This is a genomic window from Aeromicrobium sp. Root344 (assembly GCF_001425755.1).
Lineage (GTDB): Bacteria > Actinomycetota > Actinomycetes > Propionibacteriales > Nocardioidaceae > Aeromicrobium.
On record NZ_LMDH01000001.1, the window covers coordinates 1,719,780 to 1,741,441 of the forward strand.

General features: G+C 70.2%; 20 protein-coding genes. 8 read left to right on the top strand and 12 right to left on the bottom strand.

The genetic code is table 11. The annotated features are described in order from the left end of the window. Positions 1-5: 5 nt before the first annotated feature. Complete coding sequence (locus ASC61_RS08500; protein WP_157439429.1) at positions 6-881, top strand: hypothetical protein; 876 nt, start codon at positions 6-8, stop codon at positions 879-881. A gap of 86 nt (positions 882-967) precedes the next feature. After that, entirely contained in the window at positions 968-2,329 is a 1,362-nt protein-coding gene (locus ASC61_RS08505) for an NAD(P)/FAD-dependent oxidoreductase (RefSeq protein ID WP_056210928.1), read from the top strand. On the opposite strand, the gene ASC61_RS08510 is transcribed toward ASC61_RS08505, so the two are convergent. Continuing rightward, the gene (locus ASC61_RS08510; protein ID WP_056210931.1) at positions 2,326-3,084 is read right to left on the bottom strand and encodes a helical backbone metal receptor; all 759 of its coding nucleotides are present in this window, start codon (positions 3,082-3,084) and stop codon (positions 2,326-2,328) included. The two genes, ASC61_RS08505 and ASC61_RS08510, sit on opposite strands and share 4 nt — an antisense overlap. Positions 3,085-3,103: 19 nt before the next feature. Further along, on the bottom strand, positions 3,104-3,592 hold the full coding sequence (locus ASC61_RS08515; RefSeq protein WP_056210933.1) for a hypothetical protein: 489 nt from the start codon (positions 3,590-3,592) through the stop codon (positions 3,104-3,106). A 153-nt stretch (positions 3,593-3,745) separates the two neighbouring features. Here ASC61_RS08515 and ASC61_RS08520 point away from each other — a divergent pair, with 153 nt between their 5' ends. Then, positions 3,746-4,888, top strand: a complete 1,143-nt coding sequence (locus ASC61_RS08520; protein WP_056210935.1) for an acyl-CoA dehydrogenase family protein — start codon at positions 3,746-3,748, stop codon at positions 4,886-4,888. Positions 4,889-4,895: 7 nt separating this feature from the next. Here the strand turns inward: ASC61_RS08520 and ASC61_RS08525 are convergent, their stop codons facing one another. Next, positions 4,896-6,968: an acyltransferase family protein gene (locus ASC61_RS08525; protein WP_162243659.1), complete on the bottom strand. Its 2,073-nt coding sequence runs from the start codon at positions 6,966-6,968 to the stop codon at positions 4,896-4,898. A gap of 81 nt (positions 6,969-7,049) precedes the next feature. Further along, entirely contained in the window at positions 7,050-10,283 is a 3,234-nt protein-coding gene (gene icmF, locus ASC61_RS08530; RefSeq protein ID WP_056210939.1) for a fused isobutyryl-CoA mutase/GTPase IcmF, read from the bottom strand. A gap of 105 nt (positions 10,284-10,388) precedes the next feature. On the opposite strand from icmF, the gene ASC61_RS08535 reads away from it, so the two are divergent. Continuing rightward, complete coding sequence (locus ASC61_RS08535; protein WP_056210941.1) at positions 10,389-10,898, top strand: MarR family winged helix-turn-helix transcriptional regulator; 510 nt, start codon at positions 10,389-10,391, stop codon at positions 10,896-10,898. Between the two features lie 81 nt (positions 10,899-10,979). Here ASC61_RS08535 and ASC61_RS08540 read toward each other — a convergent pair whose 3' ends face one another. Both ASC61_RS08540 and ASC61_RS08545 read right to left on the bottom strand, forming a co-directional pair. Continuing rightward, positions 10,980-11,891 carry a hypothetical protein gene (locus ASC61_RS08540; RefSeq protein ID WP_056210943.1) on the bottom strand — a complete coding sequence of 304 codons (912 nt, stop codon included), beginning with the start codon at positions 11,889-11,891 and terminating at the stop codon, positions 10,980-10,982. Positions 11,892-11,981: 90 nt separating this feature from the next. After that, positions 11,982-13,889 carry an acyl-CoA dehydrogenase family protein gene (locus tag ASC61_RS08545; RefSeq protein ID WP_056210944.1) on the bottom strand — a complete coding sequence of 636 codons (1,908 nt, stop codon included), beginning with the start codon at positions 13,887-13,889 and terminating at the stop codon, positions 11,982-11,984. Positions 13,890-13,953: 64 nt separating this feature from the next. Here ASC61_RS08545 and ASC61_RS08550 point away from each other — a divergent pair, with 64 nt between their 5' ends. The 3 genes from ASC61_RS08550 to ASC61_RS08560 are packed head-to-tail and all read left to right on the top strand — an operon-like array spanning position 13,954 to position 16,732. Beyond that, entirely contained in the window at positions 13,954-14,520 is a 567-nt protein-coding gene (locus ASC61_RS08550; protein WP_056210946.1) for an antibiotic biosynthesis monooxygenase, read from the top strand. Further along, a complete protein-coding gene (locus ASC61_RS08555; protein ID WP_056210948.1) occupies positions 14,517-16,001 on the top strand; it encodes a cobyric acid synthase in 1,485 nt (494 codons plus the stop codon). The genes ASC61_RS08550 and ASC61_RS08555 overlap by 4 nt, the downstream gene beginning before the upstream one ends. Further along, a complete protein-coding gene (locus tag ASC61_RS08560; protein WP_056210950.1) occupies positions 15,998-16,732 on the top strand; it encodes a cobalt-precorrin-6A reductase in 735 nt (244 codons plus the stop codon). The genes ASC61_RS08555 and ASC61_RS08560 overlap by 4 nt, the downstream gene beginning before the upstream one ends. On the opposite strand, the gene ASC61_RS08565 is transcribed toward ASC61_RS08560, so the two are convergent. Beyond that, positions 16,716-17,648 carry a cobalamin biosynthesis protein gene (locus ASC61_RS08565; protein WP_056210952.1) on the bottom strand — a complete coding sequence of 311 codons (933 nt, stop codon included), beginning with the start codon at positions 17,646-17,648 and terminating at the stop codon, positions 16,716-16,718. The genes ASC61_RS08560 and ASC61_RS08565 overlap by 17 nt on opposite strands. A gap of 59 nt (positions 17,649-17,707) precedes the next feature. Here ASC61_RS08565 and cobU point away from each other — a divergent pair, with 59 nt between their 5' ends. Then, entirely contained in the window at positions 17,708-18,238 is a 531-nt protein-coding gene (gene cobU / locus ASC61_RS08570; RefSeq protein ID WP_056210954.1) for a bifunctional adenosylcobinamide kinase/adenosylcobinamide-phosphate guanylyltransferase, read from the top strand. Between the two features lie 107 nt (positions 18,239-18,345). On the opposite strand, the gene ASC61_RS08575 is transcribed toward cobU, so the two are convergent. The 5 genes from ASC61_RS08575 to ASC61_RS08595 form a co-directional block, all read right to left on the bottom strand. Continuing rightward, positions 18,346-18,792 carry a GNAT family N-acetyltransferase gene (locus ASC61_RS08575; protein ID WP_056210956.1) on the bottom strand — a complete coding sequence of 149 codons (447 nt, stop codon included), beginning with the start codon at positions 18,790-18,792 and terminating at the stop codon, positions 18,346-18,348. Positions 18,793-18,804: 12 nt separating this feature from the next. Next, complete coding sequence (locus tag ASC61_RS08580) at positions 18,805-19,560, bottom strand: adenosylcobinamide-GDP ribazoletransferase (RefSeq protein WP_056210958.1); 756 nt, start codon at positions 19,558-19,560, stop codon at positions 18,805-18,807. Beyond that, positions 19,557-20,594 carry a nicotinate-nucleotide--dimethylbenzimidazole phosphoribosyltransferase gene (gene cobT / locus ASC61_RS08585; RefSeq protein ID WP_056210960.1) on the bottom strand — a complete coding sequence of 346 codons (1,038 nt, stop codon included), beginning with the start codon at positions 20,592-20,594 and terminating at the stop codon, positions 19,557-19,559. The genes ASC61_RS08580 and cobT overlap by 4 nt, the downstream gene beginning before the upstream one ends. After that, a complete protein-coding gene (locus tag ASC61_RS08590; protein ID WP_056210962.1) occupies positions 20,591-21,379 on the bottom strand; it encodes a CbtA family protein in 789 nt (262 codons plus the stop codon). Before ASC61_RS08590 ends, cobT begins: the two co-directional genes overlap by 4 nt. Before the next feature lie 66 nt (positions 21,380-21,445). Beyond that, positions 21,446-21,658 carry a CbtB domain-containing protein gene (locus tag ASC61_RS08595; RefSeq protein WP_056210964.1) on the bottom strand — a complete coding sequence of 71 codons (213 nt, stop codon included), beginning with the start codon at positions 21,656-21,658 and terminating at the stop codon, positions 21,446-21,448. Positions 21,659-21,662 lie beyond the last annotated feature (4 nt).

Sequence of the window (21,662 nt, forward strand, 5' to 3'; positions counted from 1 at the left end):
AGGGCATGACCGAGGACCGTCCCGAGCGCCCGCACCGGCTGGTGTCGACCTGCCTCTACCTGGGGTTCATCGGTGTGTTCCAGGCCGTCCAGGCCCTGCGCGCCCTGACTGGCTGGGACTCCATCGAGGGTCAGGAGCGGGTCGCGAGATTCACCGATCCATGGGTCGAGGACGGCCTCACCCGCGGTCACGCCGAGCTGATCTATCGGATCTACCTCGGCGTGCTCGCGTTCCTGGGCGCCGCGGTGCTCGTGTTCGCGATCTACAGCGCGATGGGACATGCGGTCAGCCGCATCATGCTGACGATCGCGACGCCGATCATGGCCACGGTGGGGATTCTCCAGTCGATTCCGGCGTTCCTCGTGGGATTCCTCGCGCTGTTCCTCGTGTTCCAGCTCTGGCACCCGGACGTCCGGCGGTGGTTCGACCTGATGAACGGCAAGGAGCCGCCGCCGGCGCGTCCGGCCGCGTGGCCGCCGCCGTTGCCCTCGACGCCTCACGCGGATCCGGCCGGAGGCGCCGGGCCCGGAGCGCCGCAGCACTGGCCGGGTCCGCCGCCGTGGGCGCCGCACCCGCAGGCGTACGCGCCCCGGCCGCCGGCACCGACCGATCCCGTCAAGGTCGTCTCGATCATCGCGCTGATCATCTCGTCGATCGTCGCCGCAGGCTGCGCGTTCTTCCTCGTGGTCTACGGCTTCGCGCGCGAGGAGCTCGTCCAGCAGCAGGTCGACTCGGACATGAACTGGATGAACCTCTCGGAGGCCGAGATCCGCGACAGTTACCACGATCTCGCCGTGCTCTCCTGGGTCGTGCTGCCGCTCTGCCTCGTGGCGATCGTGGTCTCCGCGGTGCTCCTCGTACGTCGTCGCCGCCGCGACTGAGCGACCGGATTTGTCCGGACATGAGAGTCGTCACAGAGCCCGCCCGCGATGTGCGTCGCCCACCCCTCGGTCGATAGACTGAAGACATGCCAGACAGCAGCGCTCCCGGTCAGAAACGCCCTCACGTCGTCGTGGTCGGAGGCGGGTTCGGCGGCATCGCTGCCGTCCGCAAGCTCAAGCGCGCCGACGTCGACGTGACGCTGATCGACCGGCACACCTACAACACGTTCCAGCCGTTGCTCTACCAAGTGGCGACCGCGAGCCTCAACCCCGGCGACATCACGTGGTTCCTCCGCGCGATCCGGTCCAAGCAGAGCAACGTGCGGTTCCTCAAGGGCCTCGTCGAGTCGATGGACCACGACAACAAGACGCTGCAGCTCGACGGTGGGCTCGAGGTCAAGTACGACTACCTCGTCATCGCCGTGGGCGTGACCGCCAACTTCTTCGGCATCCCCGGCGCCGCCGAGCTCGCGATGCCGCTCTACCGCCGGTCGCAGGCCCTGGCCGTGCGCGACAAGATGTTCGCCGCCCTCGAGGACGCTGCGGTCAACGGGCAGGACCGTGACCTGCGCATCATCGTCGTGGGCGGTGGCGCCACGGGCGTCGAGACTGCCGGAGCATTCGCCGAGCTGCGCAACAACGACATGCCGGTCACCTATCCCGAGCTCGACCGCAAGCGCGTCCACATCACCCTGATCGAGATGCTGCCGCACGTCCTCGGGCCGTTCCACCCCAAGCTGCGCGACTACGCCAGGAAGTCGCTCGAGAAGCGCGATGTCGACCTGCGCCTCGAGACCGCCGTCAAGGAGGTCCGCGAGGACGGTGTGCTCGTCGAGCACAACGGTGAGCAGGAGTTCCTCCCCGCCGGCATCGTCGTGTGGGCCAGTGGCATCACGGCGCACCCGACGGTCCAGGACTGGGCCGTGCCCCAGGGTCGCGGCGGACGCATCGAGACCGACGAGCACCTCCGGGTCAAGGGCATGAAGGACGTCTTCGCGATCGGCGACGTCTCGATCAGCCCCGACGAGCCGCTCCCGCAGCTGGCGCAGCCGGCGATCCAGGGTGGCAAGCACGCCGCGAAGTTCATCAAGGCCGAGCTCGCGGGCAAGACGATCAAGCCGTTCAAGTACAAGGACAAGGGCACGATGGCCACGATCGGTCGCTCGTCAGCCGTTGCCGAGATCAAGTTCCTGCCGCGGCTCAAGGGCTTCCCGGCCTGGGTCATCTGGGTCGGCCTGCACGTCGCGACGCTGCTCGGCAACCGCAACCGGTTCGCCACCATGATCAACCTGACGGCCAAGTACCTCGTCTGGGGCAGCCACAACGCGATCGTCGGCGAGACGCCGCCGGTCGTCGCCCTCAAGCCCGTCACGGTCGAGGCGCGCGAGCCTCGCAAGGCCGTGTCGCGCGCTGCCGCCCGCAAGGCGACGGCGGCCAAACGCCCCTAGTCGAGCGTCGACTCGAGCTCGGCACGGGCGGTCAGCATCGACGGCCCGTACCACGTGAGCGATCGACCGGACACGAGCCGGGTCGGCGTGTGGCTGAACGCCTCCGGCCCGTCGTCGGCGGTGAAGACGTACGGTTCGTCCGGCAGCAGCACGAGGTCGACGTCGGGGGAGTCGATGTCGGCGAGCTCGACCTGGGGATAGCGCTCGTCGCCCTCGCCGAACGCGTTGACCAGGCCGAGCCGAGCGGCCAGGTCGCCGGTGAACGTACGGCCGCCCACGACCATCCACGGGTCGCGCCAGATCGGGATCGCCACCCGCCGGCCGGAGTCGGGTGCGGGCTCGGCCCACACCGCCCTGGCCTCGTCGAGCCAGTCCGGGGACTCCCAGCCGAGCGCCTCGGTGAACATCCGCTCCATCGACGCGAACGCCTCGTCGACGGTCTCGATCACCGTGACCCACACGGCGATGCCGGCGTCGCGGAGGCGCCGCACGTCGAGCTCGCGGTTCTCCTCCCGGTTGGCCAGGACGAGATCCGGGCGCAGGGCGGCGATCGCAGCACGGTCGGGGTTCTTGGTGCCGCGGACGCGGGGGACGTCGAGGTCGCGCGGATGCGTGCACCAGTCGGTGGCGCCGACGAGCGCTTCGGGCCGGGTCGCCGCGACGGCCTCGGTGAGTGACGGGACGAGTGACACCACGCGCCGCGCCGGACGGACGACCTCGACCGGGTGCCCGAGGTCGTCCGTGGCGCTCGTCATGGGCTCACTCTAGGCAGCCCTACGAGAGGTCCCTGCGCGTGTCGCGGACGTGCTCGCCGGCCGGCCGTTCGTCAGCGAGCCGATCGTCGGCCTGGCTGTCGGTCAACCGGTCATCCGCCACGTCATTCGTGCGGGTGCCGCCCGTGTCGCGGCTCGTGAGGTCGTCGTCGATGTCGGGATCGATCTGGTCTGCCTCGGCGAGTCGCTCGCCGGCTTCGGCGCGGACCTGCCCCGCATCGCGCTCGTGGTCCTGGGCCTGGCGCTCGAGCTGCTCGGCGGCGATCCTGGCCTGCTCCGCCTCGGCACGCGCTGCCGCGGCATCCGCCTCGCGGCGGCTGGCCTCGACGGCGCTGACCTCGGCCTCCTCGCGGAGCTGGCCCGCGCGGAAGCGGTCGCGCTGCACGGCCTTGACGTTGGCGCGGTTGCGCAGCGTGACGCCGATGATCGCGATCAGTGCGATGACGGCGAGGGCGATGAGCACCCACACCCACCAGTTGCTGTCGTCCATGTCGGTCTCCCTCTCTCGACGGCGCGCGTCATGAGGCGTACGCGCCGCTGTTCCAGGGGGAATACCCGGTTCTGGCGCGGTCACACCTCTCCGTGACGAGGACGCGCGCGGCCGCCGTAGTCTGGAGTGGCGCCGACCCGATCAAGGAGACCCATGCCCGCCGTTCGTCTGATGCCGTCCGAGGAGTCCTCCGACCTGATCGCGTTGACGCGGGACATCGTGGCCAAGGAGCTGGCGCCCCGGGTCGCGCAGATCGAGGCGTCGGGGGAGTTCCCGCGTGAGGTGTTCCGCACCCTCGGTCGCGCCGGGTTGCTGTCGCTGCCCTATCCCGAGGAGCTCGGTGGCGGCGGTCAGCCATACGAGGTCTATCTCCAGGTGCTGGAAGAGATCGCGACGGTGTCCGCGTCGGTCGGTGTCGGGGTCAGCGTGCATGCGCTGTCGTGCTTCGGCCTGTTCACCGCCGGCACGGATGAGCAGCGGGAGAAGTGGCTGCCGGAGATGCTGTCGGGCGAGCAGCTCGGGGCGTACTGCCTGTCGGAGGCGCACGCGGGATCGGATCCGGCGGCGATGAGGACCCGCGCGGTGCGCGACGGCGACTCGTACGTGCTCAACGGGGCGAAGGCGTGGACCACGCACGGCGGCAAGGCCGACTTCTACAAGGTCATGGCCCGTACGTCCGACGATGGCGGCCGCGGGATCTCGTGCTTCCTGGTGCCGGCCGACACACCGGGCCTGTCCGCGGACCACCCGGAGCAGAAGATGGGCCTGATGGGCTCGACCACGGCGACGATGTTGTTCGAGGACGTGCGCATCCCGGCCGAGCGGCGGCTCGGTGAGGAGGGTCAGGGCCTGCCCATCGCGTTGGCGGGTCTCGACTCGGGCCGCCTCGGCATCGCCGCCGTCGCGACGGGCCTCGCCCAGGGCGCACTGGATGCGGCAGTGGCCTATGCCAAGGAGCGCCAGACGTTCGGCAAGGCGATCATCGACCACCAGGGGCTGGGGTTCGTGCTGGCCGACATGGCCGCTGCGGTCGAGTCCGCCCGTGCGACCTATCTCGCGGCGGCGCGGATGAAGGACGCCGGGCAGACGTTCTCGCGCCAGGCCTCGATCGCCAAGCTCGTGTGCACCGACAACGCCATGAAGGTCACCACCGACGCGGTGCAGGTCTTCGGCGGCGCCGGCTACACCCGTGACTTCCCCGTCGAGCGGTTCATGCGCGAGGCCAAGGTCATGCAGATCTTCGAGGGCACCAACCAGATCCAGCGCCTCGTCATCGCCCGCGACCTCGCTCGCTGACCCACGCTCAGCGCCCCAGCTGGGCCTCGATGCCGGCGGCGAAACGGCCGGCCAGCGTCAGCGCGAACGTCCGCGTGAAGTGCAGCTTGTCGCGGTAGACCACGACGTCGCCGACCACCGGCAGGCACCTGCTGCGGGGGCACGCCGTGGCATTCGCGTCGACCAGGCCGGCCTCGCCAGGCAGCGCCCGAGCCGCAGCAGCCATGACCGAGGGCTGGCGGTCGAGCGGGAACGTGCACCGAGCAGCGTCACGCGTCTTGGCCAGGCAGCTCGTGGGGAAGAACGGCGCACGGTTGGGCGAGTCCGACAGCACGACGCCGATGCCCGCCGAGCGGAGCCGTTCGACGGTGTGCTCGAGGCCCCGCGTCGCGAGGTCCACGGCGTCGCGGCCCTCGGCCACTGAGCCGTCCGTCGCCAGCTCGCCGGTCGAGAGCCGGCTCATGGCCAGCACGACGACATCCGGATGCCGCTGCTCGATCGCCTGGAGCGCGGCGGCGCGGAACGTGTCGCAGGCGGTGTAGGCGCCGCCGAGCTCCGGGTCGTACTTCGTGACGTCGGCCATCGGGCAGCGGCTCTTGGCCCACACGGTGACGGCCCACCCGTGCTGCTTGCCGGCCTCGACGACGGCGGGAGCGATGGCGCCGCCGATGGAGTCGCCCAGCACCACCACACTCGTGCCGGCCTTCGGGTCGCCGAACGTGCAGGTGCCCCAGTCCGGGAGCGTGAGCTGCTTGAACCCGACGTGGCAGCCCAGGTCCTTGTACGGACCAGCGTCGGTGGCGGCGGCCTCGAGCGACGGTGTGACGTGCCGGGAGACGAGGGGCGTGCCTGCGGACGCGCGCTCCGGTGCCACGAGGACGTGGTCGATCGTCTCGGTCTGCGACGCGTACGCGACCACCGGGATCGTCGCGGCGACCAGCGCGGCACCGATGGCGATGCTGAGCCTCGGGTGCGTCACCAGGACACGGGCGCGGCGTACGCGTTCCTCGAGGAGCCGGTGACTCGCGACGCTGAGGCCGAGCGCGAGCGCGACGAGCCCGAGACGTACGGGCAGGGCGCGCGTGTCCAGCGCCACCATCCCGATGACCAGCACGGGCCAGTGCCAGAGGTAGATCGAGAACGACAGGTCACCCACGTACGTCAGTGGCCGGATCGAGAGCAGCCGGTTGAGGCGGGAGTACGGACCCGTGCCCGAGACGACGAGCAGGACGCCGGCGAGGGTCGGGGCGATCGCGAGCCACGACGGGTAGCCGAGGCCGCCGGTGCCGGCCTCGTCGAGCAGCCCCACGCTGAGAGCGAAGAGCGCGACGCCGATGGCGCCGAGGCCCGCACGTGCCCGGCCGGACAGCCGCAGGAGTGCCGGCACCGCGACCGCGACGAGGGCACCCGCCGCGAGCTGCCAGGCCCGCGCCGGCGTGCCGAAGAAGGCGTACGGCTGGTTGGTCGCTGTCGTGTGCACGCAGTACGCGAGCGACAGGACGTTCACCGCGACGAAGGCGCCACCGAACGTCACCGCGTACGCCTTGCGGCGCCGGCCGGCCAGCCGCCAGACGACCGCAATCGTGACGAGCAGCAGCGGCCAGACGAGGTAGAACTGCTCCTCGACGCCGAGCGACCAGTAGTGCAGCACCGGCGACGGGTCGCGGTCGCTCGCGAGGTAGTCGGTCTGCTGCTGGGCGAACCGCCAGTTGCCGGAGAACAGCGCCGACCACAGGACGTCCGTGCCGATCGCCTTGCGGTCGAGCGGGCTCATGAACGCCCGCACCGCGAGCATCGTCGTGACGAGCACCAGGACAGACACCGGGATGATGCGGCGGGCCCGGCGCGCCCAGAACTGGCGCAGGCTGACGGTGCCGGTCGTCGCCACCTCGTGCAGCAGGAGCTGCGTGATGAGGAATCCCGACAGCACGAAGAACAGGTCGACCCCGACGAATCCGCCGGGCACGAAGGGCATCCCCGCGTGGTAGGCCACGACCGTCGTGACGGCCACCGCGCGCAGGCCCTGGATGTCGTCCCGCCGCCATGGCCTCGCCGTGGGCGTCCGCGCGGGGAGCACCCGCCGTTCTGCCACCACCGTCATGCTGCAACCTCCCGAGATCGACGTCGTCATCTCAAGAGATGCGCGCCGACCCCGAAAGGTTGTGGCGGGTTCGCGCCCGGGCTAGACGTTGCGGCGGTACTGGCCGCCCACCTCGAAGAACGCCTCGGTGACCTGCTGCAGGGAGCAGACGCGCGCCGCGTCCATCAGCACCGCGAAGACGTTCTCGTGGTGGATCGCGGCCTGCTTGAGCCGCTCGATCGCCTCGGCGGCCTCGTCGCGGTGGGTCTGCTGGAACGACTGGACGCGTTCGAGCTGCGAGGACTTCTCGGTCTCGGTCGCGCGGGCGAGCTCGACGGTCGGCGGCTCGAGCTCGTCGGCGTGCGGATTGCGGAACGTGTTGACGCCGACGATCGGCAGCGAGCCGTCGTGCTTGCGCTGCTCGTAGAGCATCGACTCGTCCTGGATGCGGCCGCGCTGGTAGCCGGTCTCCATCGCGCCGAGCACGCCACCGCGCTCGTTGATGCGGTCGAACTCGGCGAGCACGGCCTCCTCGAGCAGATCCGTGAGCTCGTCGATGATGTAGGCGCCCTGCGTGGGGTTCTCGTTCATCGCCAGGCCCCACTCGCGGTTGATGACGAGCTGGATCGCCAGTGCCCGGCGCACGGACTCCTCCGACGGGGTCGTGACGGCCTCGTCGTACGCGTTGGTGTGCAGGCTGTTGGCGTTGTCGTAGATCGCGATGAGCGCCTGCAACGTCGTGCGGATGTCGTTGAAGCTCATCTCCTGCGCGTGCAGCGAGCGGCCCGAGGTCTGCACGTGGTACTTGAGCTTCTGCGAGCGTTCGTTGGCGCCGTACTTGTCGCGCATCGTGATGGCCCAGATGCGCCGGGCGACCCGGCCCAGCACGGAGTACTCGACGTCCATGCCGTTGGAGAAGAAGAACGACAGGTTGGGCGCGAAGTCGTCGATGTCCATGCCGCGTGCGAGGTAGGCCTCGACGTACGTGAAGCCGTTGGCGAGCGTGAACGCCAGCTGGCTGATGGGGTTCGCCCCGGCCTCGGCGATGTGATAACCCGAGATGCTGACGGAGTAGAAGTTGCGCACCTGGTGCTCGATGAACCATTCCTGGATGTCGGCCATCATCCGCAGGCTGAACTCGGTGGAGAACAGGCACGTGTTCTGGCCCTGGTCCTCCTTGAGGATGTCGGCCTGCACCGTGCCGCGCACGTTCTGCAGTGCGTACGACCGCAGGACGTCGTACTCCTCGGCGTCGGGCTCGCGGTCGTGCTCGGCGCGGAACACGTCGACCTGCTGGTCGATCGCGGTGTTGAGGAAGAACGCGAGGACCGTCGGCGCCGGGCCGTTGATCGTCATCGACACCGAGGTCGACGGCGAGATCAGGTCGAACCCGTCGTAGAGCGCCTTCATGTCGTCGAGCGTCGCGACCGAGACGCCGGACGTGCCGACCTTGCCGTAGATGTCGGGGCGCAGGTCGGGGTCTCGGCCGTAGAGCGTGACCGAGTCGAATGCGGTGGAGAGCCGCGTTGCGTCGCCGTCCTCGGAGAGCAGCTTGAAGCGCCGGTTGGTGCGGAACGGGTCGCCCTCACCGGCGAACATACGAGCGGGGTCCTCGCCGTCGCGCTTGAACGGGAACACGCCCGCGGTGAACGGGAAATGGCCCGGCAGGTTCTCGGTGCGCCAGTAGCGCACGAGGTCGCCGTGGTCGGTGTGCCTGGGCAGGCTGACCCGGCGCACCTTGGTGCCGGACAGCGACTCACGGGTCAGCGCCGTGCGGTTGTCGGTCTCGCGGATGCGCACGACGAGCTCGTCGCCGGCGTACGTCTCGACGACCGCGGGCCAGCCCTCGATCTGCTCCGCGACGTCGTGCGGGAGCTGCTTGCGGGCGTCGTCGACGAGAGCCGCCAGCTCTTCTCTTGAGCTTGTCGAAAGGTCTTCGGACGCCACCGCCTCGAGCCGTTGAAGGCGGCGCGCCTTGGCGACGAGGTCGTCGGTCGTGGCGTGATAGGCGCGTACGGTCTCGGTGATCTCGGCGAGGTAGCGCGTGCGCTCGGGCGGCACGACCTGGTCGATGCCGCTGGAGAACTTCACGTCGGCGCGAGGCAGGATGCCCTCGGTGACGGCGAGCCCTTGAGGTTCGAGCACCGAGACGAGGTGCTGGAACAGCGCGGTGACCCCGTCGTCGTTGAACGTCGCGGCCGACGTGCCGAACACCGGCATGTCCTCGGGCTTCTTGCCGAACGCCTCGCGGTTGCGCACGAGCTGGCGGCCGACGTCGCGCAGGGCGTCCTTGGCGCCGCGGCGCTCGAACTTGTTGATCGCGACGACGTCGGCGAAGTCGAGCATGTCGATCTTCTCCAGCTGCGACGCGGCACCGAACTCCGGCGTCATGACGTACATCGACGTGTCGACGTAGGGGACGATCGCCGCATCGCCCTGGCCGATGCCCGGGGTCTCGACGATCACGAGGTCGTGGCCGGCGGCCTTGAGCAGGTCGACGACGACTGGCAGGCAGTCGGGCAGCTCGTGGCTGCCACGGGTCGCGAGCGAGCGGAAGTAGATGCGGTCGCCGTCGAGCGAGTTCATCCGGATGCGGTCGCCGAGCAGCGCGCCGCCACCGCGGCGCCGGGTCGGGTCGACGGCGATGACACCGATGCGCAGCTTGTCCTGCTGGTCGAGGCGGAACCGTCGAACGAGCTCGTCGGTCAGCGACGACTTGCCGGAACCGCCGGTCCCGGTGATGCCGAGCACCGGCGTGCCGGACGAGGCTGACGCCGAACGGATCGCCTCGATGAAGTGCGCGTCGAGCTGGCCGAGCTCGGCACCCGTGACGGCGCGGGCGAGCGCGCCACGGTCGCCCGCGAGCACCGCGTCGGCACCCGTCTGTCGGTCCGCCCAGAGATCGACGTCGCAGGCCTCGATCATCGTGTTGATCATGCCGGCGAGGCCGAGGCGCTGGCCGTCCTCGGGGGAGAAGATCGTGACGCCCGCCTCCCGGAGGCGGGTGATCTCCTCGGGCACGATGACGCCGCCACCGCCGCCGTACACCTTGACGTGGCCGGCCCCGCGCTCACGCAGCGACTCCACGAGGTACTCGAAGTACTCGACGTGGCCGCCCTGGTAGGAGCTGACCGCGACGCCCTGGACGTCCTCGTCGATCGCGGCGTCGACGACTTCCTGCACCGAGCGGTTGTGACCGAGGTGGATGACCTCGGCGCCCTGCGACTGCAGGATGCGGCGCATGATGTTGATCGAGGCGTCGTGGCCGTCGAACAGGGCTGACGCGGTGACGAAACGTACGGGATGCTTCGGCGTGTGCATGTCGTGCGCGCTCATGGTCCTCGATCTCGGTGCAGCGGTGAATATTTCCTAGGTCTTAAAATAGTCGGGCATCCAACTAATTGCCACTCGGTGTGACGCATTCCCCTTACGATGGTGCCCATGCCAGGGGATCCCAAGCTGCCATTCGATCCGATCGAGCGCGCGTCCGAGCTGTGGACGAAGCACATCGGCGATCCGACCTCGATGCGTCTCGCGACCTCGATCATGCGTGTGCAGCAGCTCATCATCGCCGAGCTCGATGCGGCCCTGAAACCGTACGGCATCACGTTCGCGCGCTACGAGGTCCTGGTGCTGCTGTCGTTCAGCTCGACCGGCCGGCTGCCGCTGAGCAAGATCGGCGAGCGCCTCATGGTGCACCCCACGTCGGTGACCAACGCGATGGACCGGCTCGAGGCTCAAGGCCTGGTCAAGCGCGTCGCCGACATCGAGGACCGGCGCCGGACGTTCGCCGAGCTCACGCCCGAGGGTGAGGCCGTGCTGGCGAAGGCGACGAAGCAGATCATGTCGATCGACTTCGCGATCAACGGTCTCGACGCCGAGCAGCAGGACCGGACGTACGACCTGCTGCGAAGCCTCAGATCCTCCGCCGGAGACTTTTCCGAAGGCTGAGCGAGCCGGCTGAGCCACGCAGCGCAACCAACGACCAAGACCCCGCCCCCACAGGGGCGGGGTCTTGTCGGTGGAGCTGGATCAGATGGTGCCGCTGGTCTGGCTGTACGAGCCCTGAGCCGTCTCGGTCGTCGAGATCAGCAGGCGGTAGCGACGCTTGGTCGAGTCCGTCCGCCAGTAGTAGCCGGTGCCGTACGAGTTGAGCGACATCGTCTTGAGCGTCGAGTATGAGCCGTCGGAGCGGCGGTACTGCAGCTTGATCGAACCGAGCCCGACGTACTTGCCGGTCGACGGCTGGAAGATCTTCCAGTTGTTGGCGGTGAACTTGATCTTCTTGCCGATGCGGTAGATCTCGAAGGGGTACTTGGTCGACGGCGCGAGCGAACCGGTCGCCCGGCGGATGTAGAACGAGCCGCCGACGAGCGGGTCGTTGCTCGCCGGGGTGTTCGGGTCCGGCACCCCCGGCGCGGACTGGTGGGTGATGACGCTGGGCCCGAGGTGGGACTTGCCAAGCGCAATCTTCGTGGTGTCCACGATCAGGCCGGCATTGCCACCGTAGTAGTCGGCCGGCAGCACGCCGTGGAAAGCGAGCTCCTGCAAGCCCCGATCGGTGCCTCGGACCGTGAGGTGAGACCTGAGCAGGTCCACGCCGCCCGGATCCGTGACGATCGGATTGCCTTCGTAGATCCAGAAGCCCGGCTGATCGAGCACGATGTGCTTCTGACCGAATCCCGACAGCACGTGCGCAGGCGGATCGACAGCCATGCGTCCGGTCGACTTCGGGGCCGACCGTCCGATCGGCGTCCTGGCGAGCTGGCGGGCGTCCGAGAGCTTGATCTTGGCGGCGCCGGTGTCGGGCGTGACCACACCGAGCTTGGCGGTCTGGGTGCCGGTGCTGCCGTCCTCAGCAGTGGCGCTGCCGACGCCGAGCGACAGTGCGAGGGCGGAGGCAGTGAACGCGGCGCCGAGTCGGACCGCTGTGGTTGTACGCATGAGTGTTCCCCGGGAGGTTGAGACAACAAGGAGCCTCAGTGTTCCAGACGGACGAGGGATGCGGACATGGTTTCGCCTATCTCGCGCCAGTCAGTCGTCGAGCATCGCGGCGTTGAGTGTGCTCACCGGGACGCCGAAGCCCTCGATCAGCGTGAGGGTGTGCGGGCGCAGCTTTTCGAGCAGCTCGTTGACCAGCGACGTGACGGTCTTGGCGCGGGTGTCGGCGAGCCGGTTGTGGCCCATGAACCACGCGAGGTCCTCCTCGATCGAGGTCAGCGCGTAGAGCGAGCAGACGTCGCGGAGCAGCTCCTGCGCCTCAGGGCTCTCGGTGCGGGCGATGCCCGCGGTGAACGCCTCGAGCACGACGCGCTCGATGTGGACCCGACCGGCGCGGATGACGTGGTCCTGGGCGGCGTTGAACACCGCGAACGCCTCGGCCTTGTCGCCGCTGTTGGCCCGCCGCAGGCGGCGAGCGGCGGTCTCGAGCACGTGCTGCTCACGGTCCTCGAACAGGTTGAGCTGCGTGCCACGGTCGAGCAGGTCGTGGTTGTCGTCGCTGCCACCGGGCCGGGCGTCGATCAGCCGCTGGATGAGCTGGGACGCCGCGGTGCGCTCCTTGACGACGTCGGCCACGGTGCCGGCCGCGAAACGTACGAGGCCGACGGGGTCGAGGCCGCCGACCTCCTGGGCGTACGACGTGAGCAGCTCCTTGGCGACGAGCTGGAACAGGACGTGGTTGTCACCTTCGAACGTCGTGAAGACGTCGGTGTCGCCCTTGAGCGTCGTGAGCCGGTTCTCGGCGAGGTAGCCGGCGCCACCGCAGGCCTCCCGGGCCTCCTGGATCGCCCGGGTCGCATGCCAGGTCTGGGCGGCCTTGAGCCCGGCCGCGCGGCTCTCGAGCTCGCGCTGCTGGTGCGGGGGTGGCGGTTCCTCGGCGCTCTGGACCGTGTCCATGCGGGCGACGAGCTGGTTCTGGGCGAACCGATAGGCGTACGACCGGGCGATCAGCGGCAGCAGGCGGCGCTGGTGCATCCGGTAGTCCATCAGCAGGATCTCGTTGCCCGGCTCGGGGCCGAACTGGCGGCGCTTGAGGGCGTAGCGGCCGGCGATGCTGAGCGCCACCTCGGTCGCCGCGCTGGCGGACCCGCCGACGCTGATCCGGCCGCGGATGAGGGTGCCGAGCATCGTGAAGAACCGTGCGTTGCTGCTCTCGATCGGCGAGGAGTAGGTGCCGCCCTGGTCGACCTGTCCGTACTTGTTGAGCAGGTTCTCGCGAGGCACGCGGACGTGGTCGAAGACGATGCGGCCGTTGTCGACCGCGCCGAGCCCACCCTTGTGGAAGTCGTCGGACGTCGTGATGCCCGGCAGGTCGTTGCCCTTGTCATCGCGCAGCGGCACGACGAAGCAGTGCACGCCGTGGTTCTCGCCCTTGGTGATGAGCTGCGCGAAGACCGCCGCGACCTGGGCATGCGCGGCGGCACCACCGATGTAGTCCTTGCGCGACGACGGCGTCGGCGAGTTGATGACGAACTCCTCGGTCGCCAGGTCGTACGTCGCGGTGGTCTCGAGGCTCTGCACGTCGCTGCCGTGACCCGTCTCGGTCATCGCGAAGCAGCCGAGGATGTCGAGGTTGATGAGGCCGGGAATGTACTTCTTGTGGTGCCGTTCGGTGCCGAGGTTCTCGATCGCTCCGCCGAACAGGCCCCACTGCACGCCGGCCTTGACCATCAGCGACAGGTCGAACTGGGCGAGCATCTCGATGCCGGTCACGGCCATGCCGGGGTCGCCCGTGCCGCCACTCTCGACCCGGAACCCGGCCGCTGGGATGCCCGTCGGGACCAGCTTGTGCATCTGCTCGAGGACCCGTGCGCGGGCCTCGTCGAGCGTGAGGTCGTGGTCGTAGGCGAGGTCGAGCTCGGCGAGGTCCTTGCGTGCCTGTTCCCTGACGTGGCGCCACTTGCCGTCGAGGGCGATGCGGACGTCGTCGCTGAGAGCCATGGTCCACAAGGTACTCGCGTCAGGCGCGGTCGGCACGGGTCAAGCCCGGTCCTAGGCTGGTGGCATGTCCGGGCCCGTCACCGTCTCCATCACGCGACAGGTGGATCCGTCGCAGGAGGACCAGATGCTCGCGTGGCTGCGCGCCGGCACCGAGCTGGCCGAGCGGTTCGACGGGTTCCTGGGCTCGGGGTGGGTACGCCCTGAGGAGTCGTCGGCCGAGTGGCACATGCTCTACCGGTTCTCGTCGCCGGAGTCGCTCGAGGCGTGGGAGCTCTCGGCGCAGCGCCGCTGGTGGCTCGATTCGGCGCAGGGCTTCGTCGACGAGTCGTCGCGCGAGCACCGCACCGGCATCGAGGGCTGGTTCGACGAGCCGTCCAGCGTCGACGTGCAGGACCTGCGGAGCACCGCGCCTCCGCCGCCGCGGTGGAAGCAGATGTGCGCGATCTTCATCGTGTTCTTCCCACTGAGCCTCGCGGCCAACTACGTCGCCAAGGACTTCGCCGCCGACTGGTGGCTGCCGCTGCGGGTGCTGGCGACCGTCGCGGTCATGACGCCGCTCATGACCTACCTCGCCCTGCCCTGGATCACCCGCCTGCTGCACGGCTGGCTCAACGCAGCGCGTACGCCATGACCGGGTCGTTGCTGGTCGCCGGCACGACGTCGGACGCGGGCAAGAGCATCGTCACGACCGGCCTGTGCCGGGCGTTCGCGCGTCGTGGGTTGAAGGTCGCGCCCTTCAAGGCGCAGAACATGTCCAACAACTCGATGGTGTGCGCCGACGGGGCCGAGATCGGCCGCGCCCAGTGGATCCAGGCGCTCGCCGCCGGCGCCGTCCCGGAGGCCGCGATGAATCCCGTGCTGCTCAAGCCCGGCGGCGAGCGCAAGAGCCACGTCGTCGTCATGGGCCGGCCGGCGGGCGAGATCTCGTCGGCGGAGTTCATCGGCGGGCGCACGCACCTGGCCGCTGCGGCCCATGAGGCGTACGACGAGCTGGCCTCGCGCTTCGACCTCGTCGTGAGCGAGGGCGCCGGCAGTCCCGCGGAGATCAACCTGCGAGCCGGCGACTACGTCAACATGGGTCTGGCCAGGCACGCCGACATCCCCACTGTGGTGGTCGGCGACATCGATCGAGGCGGGGTGTTCGCCGCGATGTACGGCACGGTGGCCCTGCTCGAGCCCGATGACCAGAGGCTCGTCGCGGGATTCGTGGTCAACAAGTTCCGTGGTGACGAGGCGTTGCTCAAGCCCGGGCTCGACCGGCTCGAGGCGCTGACCGGTCGGCGCGTGTACGGCGTGCTGCCGTGGAGCCCCGACGTGTGGCTCGACTCCGAGGACGCCCTCGACCTCGAGGGCAGACGCTCGACGGACCGTGATGGTGCGCTCCGGGTCGCGGTGGTCCGGATGCCGCGCATCAGCAACTTCACCGACGTCGACGCGCTCGGCCTGGAGCCGGGGCTTGACGTCGTCTTCGCCGCCAAGCCGCACGACCTCAGCGGTGCCGATGTCATCGTGCTGCCCGGTACGCGCGCCACGATCTCCGATCTCGCCTGGCTGCGGTCGCGGGGCCTCGACCGAGCGGTGCTCGATCACGCGGCCGCGGGCCTGCCGGTGCTCGGCATCTGCGGAGGGTTCCAGATGCTCGGGCGGACGGTCAGCGATCCCGACGGGGTCGAGGGCGAAGCCGGTGCGACGGTCGACGGGCTCGGTCTGCTCGACGTGACCACGACGTTCCGTGCCGGCAAGGTGCTGCGGCTGCCGGCCGGGACGGCACTCGGCACCGACGTGACGGGCTACGAGATCCACCACGGGCGCATCTCGCGCGGCGGCGACGAGGAGTTCCTCGGCGGTGCCCGCTCGGCCAACGTGTTCGGCACGATGTGGCACGGCAGCCTGGAGTCCGACGGGTTCCGCCGTGCGTTCCTCGCCGAGGTCGCGAGCCTGAACGGGCAGGCGTACGAGCCGTCGGACGTCAGCTTCGGCGCTCGCCGCGAGCAGCGGCTCGACCTGCTCGGTGACCTGGTCGAGCGGCACCTGGACGTCGACGCGCTCCTCGCGATCGCGACCGACGGTGCGCCGTCGGTGCCGGTGCTGCCGCCTGGGGCGATCGCATGACGGTGCTGGTGCTCGGCGGTACGTCCGAGGCCCGCGAGCTCGCGGAGCTGCTGCAGGACGCCGGCGTACGTTTCGTGTCATCGCTCGCCGGTCGCGTCGCACAGCCGCGGATGCCGGTCGGCGCGGTGCAGATCGGCGGCTTTGGCGGGGTGGCCGGCCTGCGGGCGTACCTCATGGAGATGCGCATCTCGGCCGTCGTCGATGCGACGCATCCGTTCGCGGAGGGCATGAGCGCCAACGCCGTCGCCGCGTGCCACGCCGACGGCGTGCCGCTGCTGAGGCTCGAACGACCGGGCTGGTCCGAGGCCCCGGGTTCTGATCGCTGGCACTGGGTCGACGACCACGACGAGGCCGCGGGACTGACCGCGACCCTGGGCGACCGGCCGTTCCTCACGATCGGCCGGCAGTCGCTCCACCGATTCGTCGATGCGTTGGCCGGCAAGGCCGCCCTCGTCAGAGTCGTCGACGAGCCGGACTTCGAGCTGCCTGCGGCGTGGACGCTGCTGCGGAGCCGCGGCCCGTACGCGCTGGAGGACGAGCGCCGGGTCATGGCGGAGGTCGACGTGCTGGTGACGAAGGACTCCGGCGGCTCCTACACGTGGTCCAAGATGCAGGTCGCCAACGAACGGGGTCTCGAGGTCGTGATCGTCCGGCGCTCGGCGGTGCCGGTCGAGGTCGAGCTCGTCAGCGATCCTGGTGCTGCCGCTGCGTGGGTCATCGGCGGCGTTTGAGGGCCACGACCACGCTGACCGCGAGGGCTCCGAGGCCGACCGCATCGGCAAGGCGTACCGAGCGGTCGATGTCCGCCGGCAGGGCGACGGGGCCGTCGCCGAGGGTCGGGCGGTGCTCGACCCGCTCGCCGTAGACGTTGGTGCCGCCGAGCTGCACGCCGAGGGCGCCGGCGAAGGCCGCCTCGACGGGTCCGGCGTTGGGGCTCGGGTGGCGGCGCGCGTCGCGGGTCCAGGTGCGCAGGGCCGCTTCGCGACTGCCGCCGACGACCGGTGCGAGGGCGGCGGCCAGCAGGGCCGACACGCGGGCCGGGACGAGGTTGAGCACGTCGTCGAGCCGGGCCGAGGCCCAGCCGAACTCGCGATAACGCGGGCTGCGGTAGCCCACCATCGCGTCGAGGGTGTTGGCCGCCCGGTAGGCCGCGATGCCGGCGACTCCGCCGACCGCGCCGGCGAGCAGGGGGGCGACGACGGCGTCTGAGGTGTTCTCGGCGACCGACTCGACAACGGCGCGGGAGATCTCCTGCTGGTCGAGGTCCGACGGATCGCGCCCGACGAGGTGGGTCAGCTGTTGGCGAGCCTCCGGCAGGTTGTCGGCGTCGAGCCACGCGCGTACGTACGACGCCTCCCGCGACAGCGAGCGGCCGCCCAGCGCAGCCCACGTCGTCGCGGCCGTGAGGAGCGTACGCATGACGGGTCGGTGCGCGACCACGCGCTCGGCCAGGAACCCGGCGGTCGCGACGCCGCTGACGAGCACCGAGGTGTAGGCGAGGCCCATCGTGCGGTGATTGCGGTAGACCTGCCGTTCGACGTCGCGGGCCATCAGGCCGAAGCCGGCGACGGGGTGGAAACGGGCCGGGTCGCCGAACACGCGGTCAGCGGCGAATCCCAGGGCGAGGCCTGCGGCACGTGCGCGCATTCGGGCTCCTCAGGGAACGGTCGTGGTCGGTATGGTGAGGTCGACAGTAGCGAGGTGCGATGAAGGTCCTGATCACGGGCGGTGTGCGCTCCGGCAAGTCGTTCCACGCCGAGTCGTTGCTGCTCGCCGAGCCGACGGTCACCTACGTCGCGCCGGGGCCCGCGGCCGATCCGGTGTCGGATCCGGAGTGGGCGGCGCGGGTGGCGCGGCACCAGAGCCGGCGACCGTCGTACTGGAAGACCGTCGAGACGAGCGATCTCGGCGAGGCCGTGAGATCGGCCGACGGGGCGGTGCTGATCGACTGCCTCGGCACGTGGCTCACCTCGGTGATCGACGAGCTCGACGGTTGGGACGCGGTGCTCGAGGACTGGGAGCCGGTGCTGTTCGAGCGGCTCGACGAGGCACTGACTGCGATCGCCGAGCACCAGGGCACCGTCGTGGCGGTGACCAACGAGGTCGGCATGAGCGTCGTGCCGGAGCACAGGTCCGGCCGGGTGTTCCGCGACCTGCTCGGCACGGTCAACCAGCGCGTCGCCGAGGAGTGCGACGACGTCATGCTCGTCGTCGCCGGTCGCGTGCTGCGGCTCTGACGCGCGTGGCGCGGTTTACCAAGAGGTCAGGGCAAACAGGCACTCCTCACGGTGTGTGCGCCTTGAGGAGTGGCACAACGCCGTGACCTCTTGGTAAACCGGTGACGCTAGAGGTCCTTGGCGAAGCAGAGGGACAGGTCGCTGCCGGCGTAGTGGCCGAAGCTGGGGATGCGGCGATAGCCGGCCGACTCGTACAGGCCGACGGCCTCGGGCTGACGGTCACCGGTCTCGAGCAGCAGCCGGTTCCAGCCGAGCGATCGCGCGTGCTTCTCGAGGCCGTTGAGGACGATCCGCGAGAATCCACGACCGCGATGCTCGGTGGGCACGAACATCCGTTTGATCTCGCCGCTCGTCGCGTCGATCGCGCGCAGGCCGCCGCACGCCACGGCCTCGTCGCCGTCACGCAGGAGGAAGAACGCCGTGATGTCGTCGGCGGTCGGAGCCGGACCGGGCTCGCTGTCGGGCGTGCCGTAGCGCGCCTCGATGTCGACTCGTTGGGCAGCGCGCAGGGCGACGGCGTCGGGGTCCGACCAGTCGCAGGGGGTGAGCTTCACGCCGAGAATTGTTCAGGACGCGGCAACGAGCATCGCCGCCAGGGTGACCTCGATCGCCGCCCCGAACACGTCACCGGTGACGCCGCCGAACCGGTGGACGCAGCGGTAGGTCAGAGCCGCACCGACGAGCAGCCCGGCGCCGGCGACGACGAGCCCGCGCCACCACGGCCAGCCGGCCCAGTCGAGCACGCCGGCGCACGCGAGGGCGACCAGGAGCCACGCGACGACGGCCGACGCACGCCCGACCGCTCCGGCGTACGTCACGGCAAGACCGTCGGCCCGAGCGGCCGGGATCCCACGGGCGCAGCACACCGAGAGGATCGCCCGCGAGCAGCAGACGACCAGGCCGGCGACGACGGGACCGCGAGGCGCCGACAGCACAGCCGCCAGCGAGACCGCCTGGATGCCGAGCACGACGACCAGTGCAGCGGCGCCGGCGGGCCCGGCCGTGCCGCCCTTCATGACCGCGAGCGAGCGCTCGCGGTCGTACGACGCCGTGAGCCCGTCGGCGACGTCCGACAACCCGTCGAGGTGCAGCGCCCGGCTCCCGAGGGCCAGGGCGCCCACGGCGATGAACGCGACGGCGAGGGGCGCCAGCTCCAGCTCCCGACCGGCCCACGAGACGAGCCCGACGAGCAGGCCGAGCGGGACGACCGCGAGTGGCGCGATCACCATCGCCCGGCCGGCGACGCCCCGGTCGACGACCGTCGGATGACGCCACCGCAGGGCGGTCAGCGTGCCGACGGCGAGCCGCCAGGAGTTCGTCACATCAGGTCGGCGAGCAACGCCACGTCGGAGAGCAGCAGGGCCGCGGAGCGTACGAGCGGCACCGCGGCGACCGCGCCACTGCCCTCGCCGAGCCGCATGCCGACGTCGAGGATCGGCTCGAGGCCGAGCTTGGCCAGCGCCAGCGACTGCGCGGGCTCGGTCGACCGGTGCCCGGCAGCGAACCAGGCTGCCGCGCCCGGAGCCAACCGGTCGGCCATGACGGCAGCCGCCACGGAGATGACCCCGTCGAGCAGCACGGGTACGCCTGCCCGTGCCGCGGCGGCCATGAAGCCCGCCGCTGCGGCGAGGTCGGCGCTGCCGAGTGCCGTGAGGGTGTCGATCGGGTCGCCGGTGCGTTCGCGGGTCCGGTCGAGGGCCTGCTGGACGACCGCCATCTTGTGCGCGAGGGCGGACTCGTCGATGCCGGTGCCGCGCCCCGTGACCTCCATGGCCGGCAGGCCGAGCGACGCGGCGATCAGGGCGGCGGCAGGCGTGGTGTTGCCGATGCCCATGTCGCCGCTGATCAGCAGTTGTGCGCCGGCGGCGATCTCCTCGGCGGCGACGGTCTCACCCGCCGCGATGGCCTGGAGCGTCTCGTCGGCCGTGAGTGCGTCCTCGAGGTGGATCGCGCCGCTGCCGCGGCGGACCTTGAACCGCGTGACCTCGGGAGCCACGCCCTCGAGCTCGTCGTCGACGCCGAGGTCGAGCACGCGGACGGACACGCCGTGCTGGGCGGCGAGCACCGAGACGCCGGCCTTGCCCATCAGGAACGTGCGGACCATGGCCGGGGTGATGGCCTTGGGGAACGCCGAGACGCCGTGGTCGGAGACACCGTGGTCTCCGGCGAAGATGACCGCGCGCACGTGGCTCACGGGCGACGGCGGGACCATGCTCTGCGTCGCCGCGATCCATATCGCCAGGTCGCCGAGCCGCCCCAGCGCGCCGGGAGGCGTGGCGAGACCCGCGAGTCGTTCGGCCGCAGCGGCGCGGACGACCTCGGAAGGAGCCGCGACCGGCTCGTACGTGGCCGTCACAGGCTCGCCGCCAGGTCGCGCCGGGCCTGCGTCGCCGACTCCTGGGCGTACAGCTTGCCGATCAGGCCGGTCAGCGCGATGCCGATGACGCCCCACAGCGTGGCGAGGGTCAGGAGCGAGCCGCGACGGAAGTACCAGAGCGTGTCACCCGGGAAGTCGCCGATCTCGTTGACGGTCGGCATGAGTGCGCCGGCGAGGATCACCGCCGCGAGGTAGGCGCCGGCACTCGTCAGGACGGCGGTGTAGGTGCCGAACCGGTCGACGAGCTTGCGGAACAGCATCACGGCGGCGACCATCGCGAGCACCGAGATCGCCAGCATCACGAAGTACTGCGTCGTGCGGGAGCCGATCGTGTCGGCGTTGCCGACGGCCGGCGGGGTGGCCGGGTACTTGATGAACGGCACCAGTGCGACCGACACGAAGCCGAGGGCCGCGACGAGTGCGGTGGACTGGCTCGGGCGCAGTCGGCCGATGCGGCCGAGGGCGAATGCTGCGGCCAGGGCCACGATGCCGCCGAACGCGATGCCGGTCGAGATGGTCGCGGTGGCGAGGCCCCACGTGGACTGGTTCTGGCGCGACACCTCGGTGCCGTTCTCTTCGTGGTGGTCGCCGTCGTGCGTGGCGGGAGCCGACTGGCCGTGTGCGTGCGGGGCTTCGCCGGCCGACTCGACCTTGATGGCGGCGTCGACCGAGGGCTCGCCGGCGATGTAGGCCACCGCGAAGGTCAGGATGCCGGCGATCAGGCCGGCGAGAAGTCCTCGTACGAGGAAGTTGCGGGGGGTCATGTCAATCCGTTCGGGTATGCCGAGAAAGCCGGACGCCCGTGGGCGGTCCGGCTGGGTCGGGGCAGATCAGTGGCAGGGGAATCCGAGCAGGTGGCGTCCATCGTGGACCCACTCGTGGATGGCCGTGCCGGCCGGGATCGACACCGCGCCCTGGTCAGCGCTGATGAAGAAGAGGATGAAGGCCCCGATGAGGCCGAAGAACAGCGCCCACGGGGCGAGCTCGCGCAGGGGGATCGACGGGATCTCGATCTCGGGTGTGGCGGTGGTGACCTGTGACATGAAT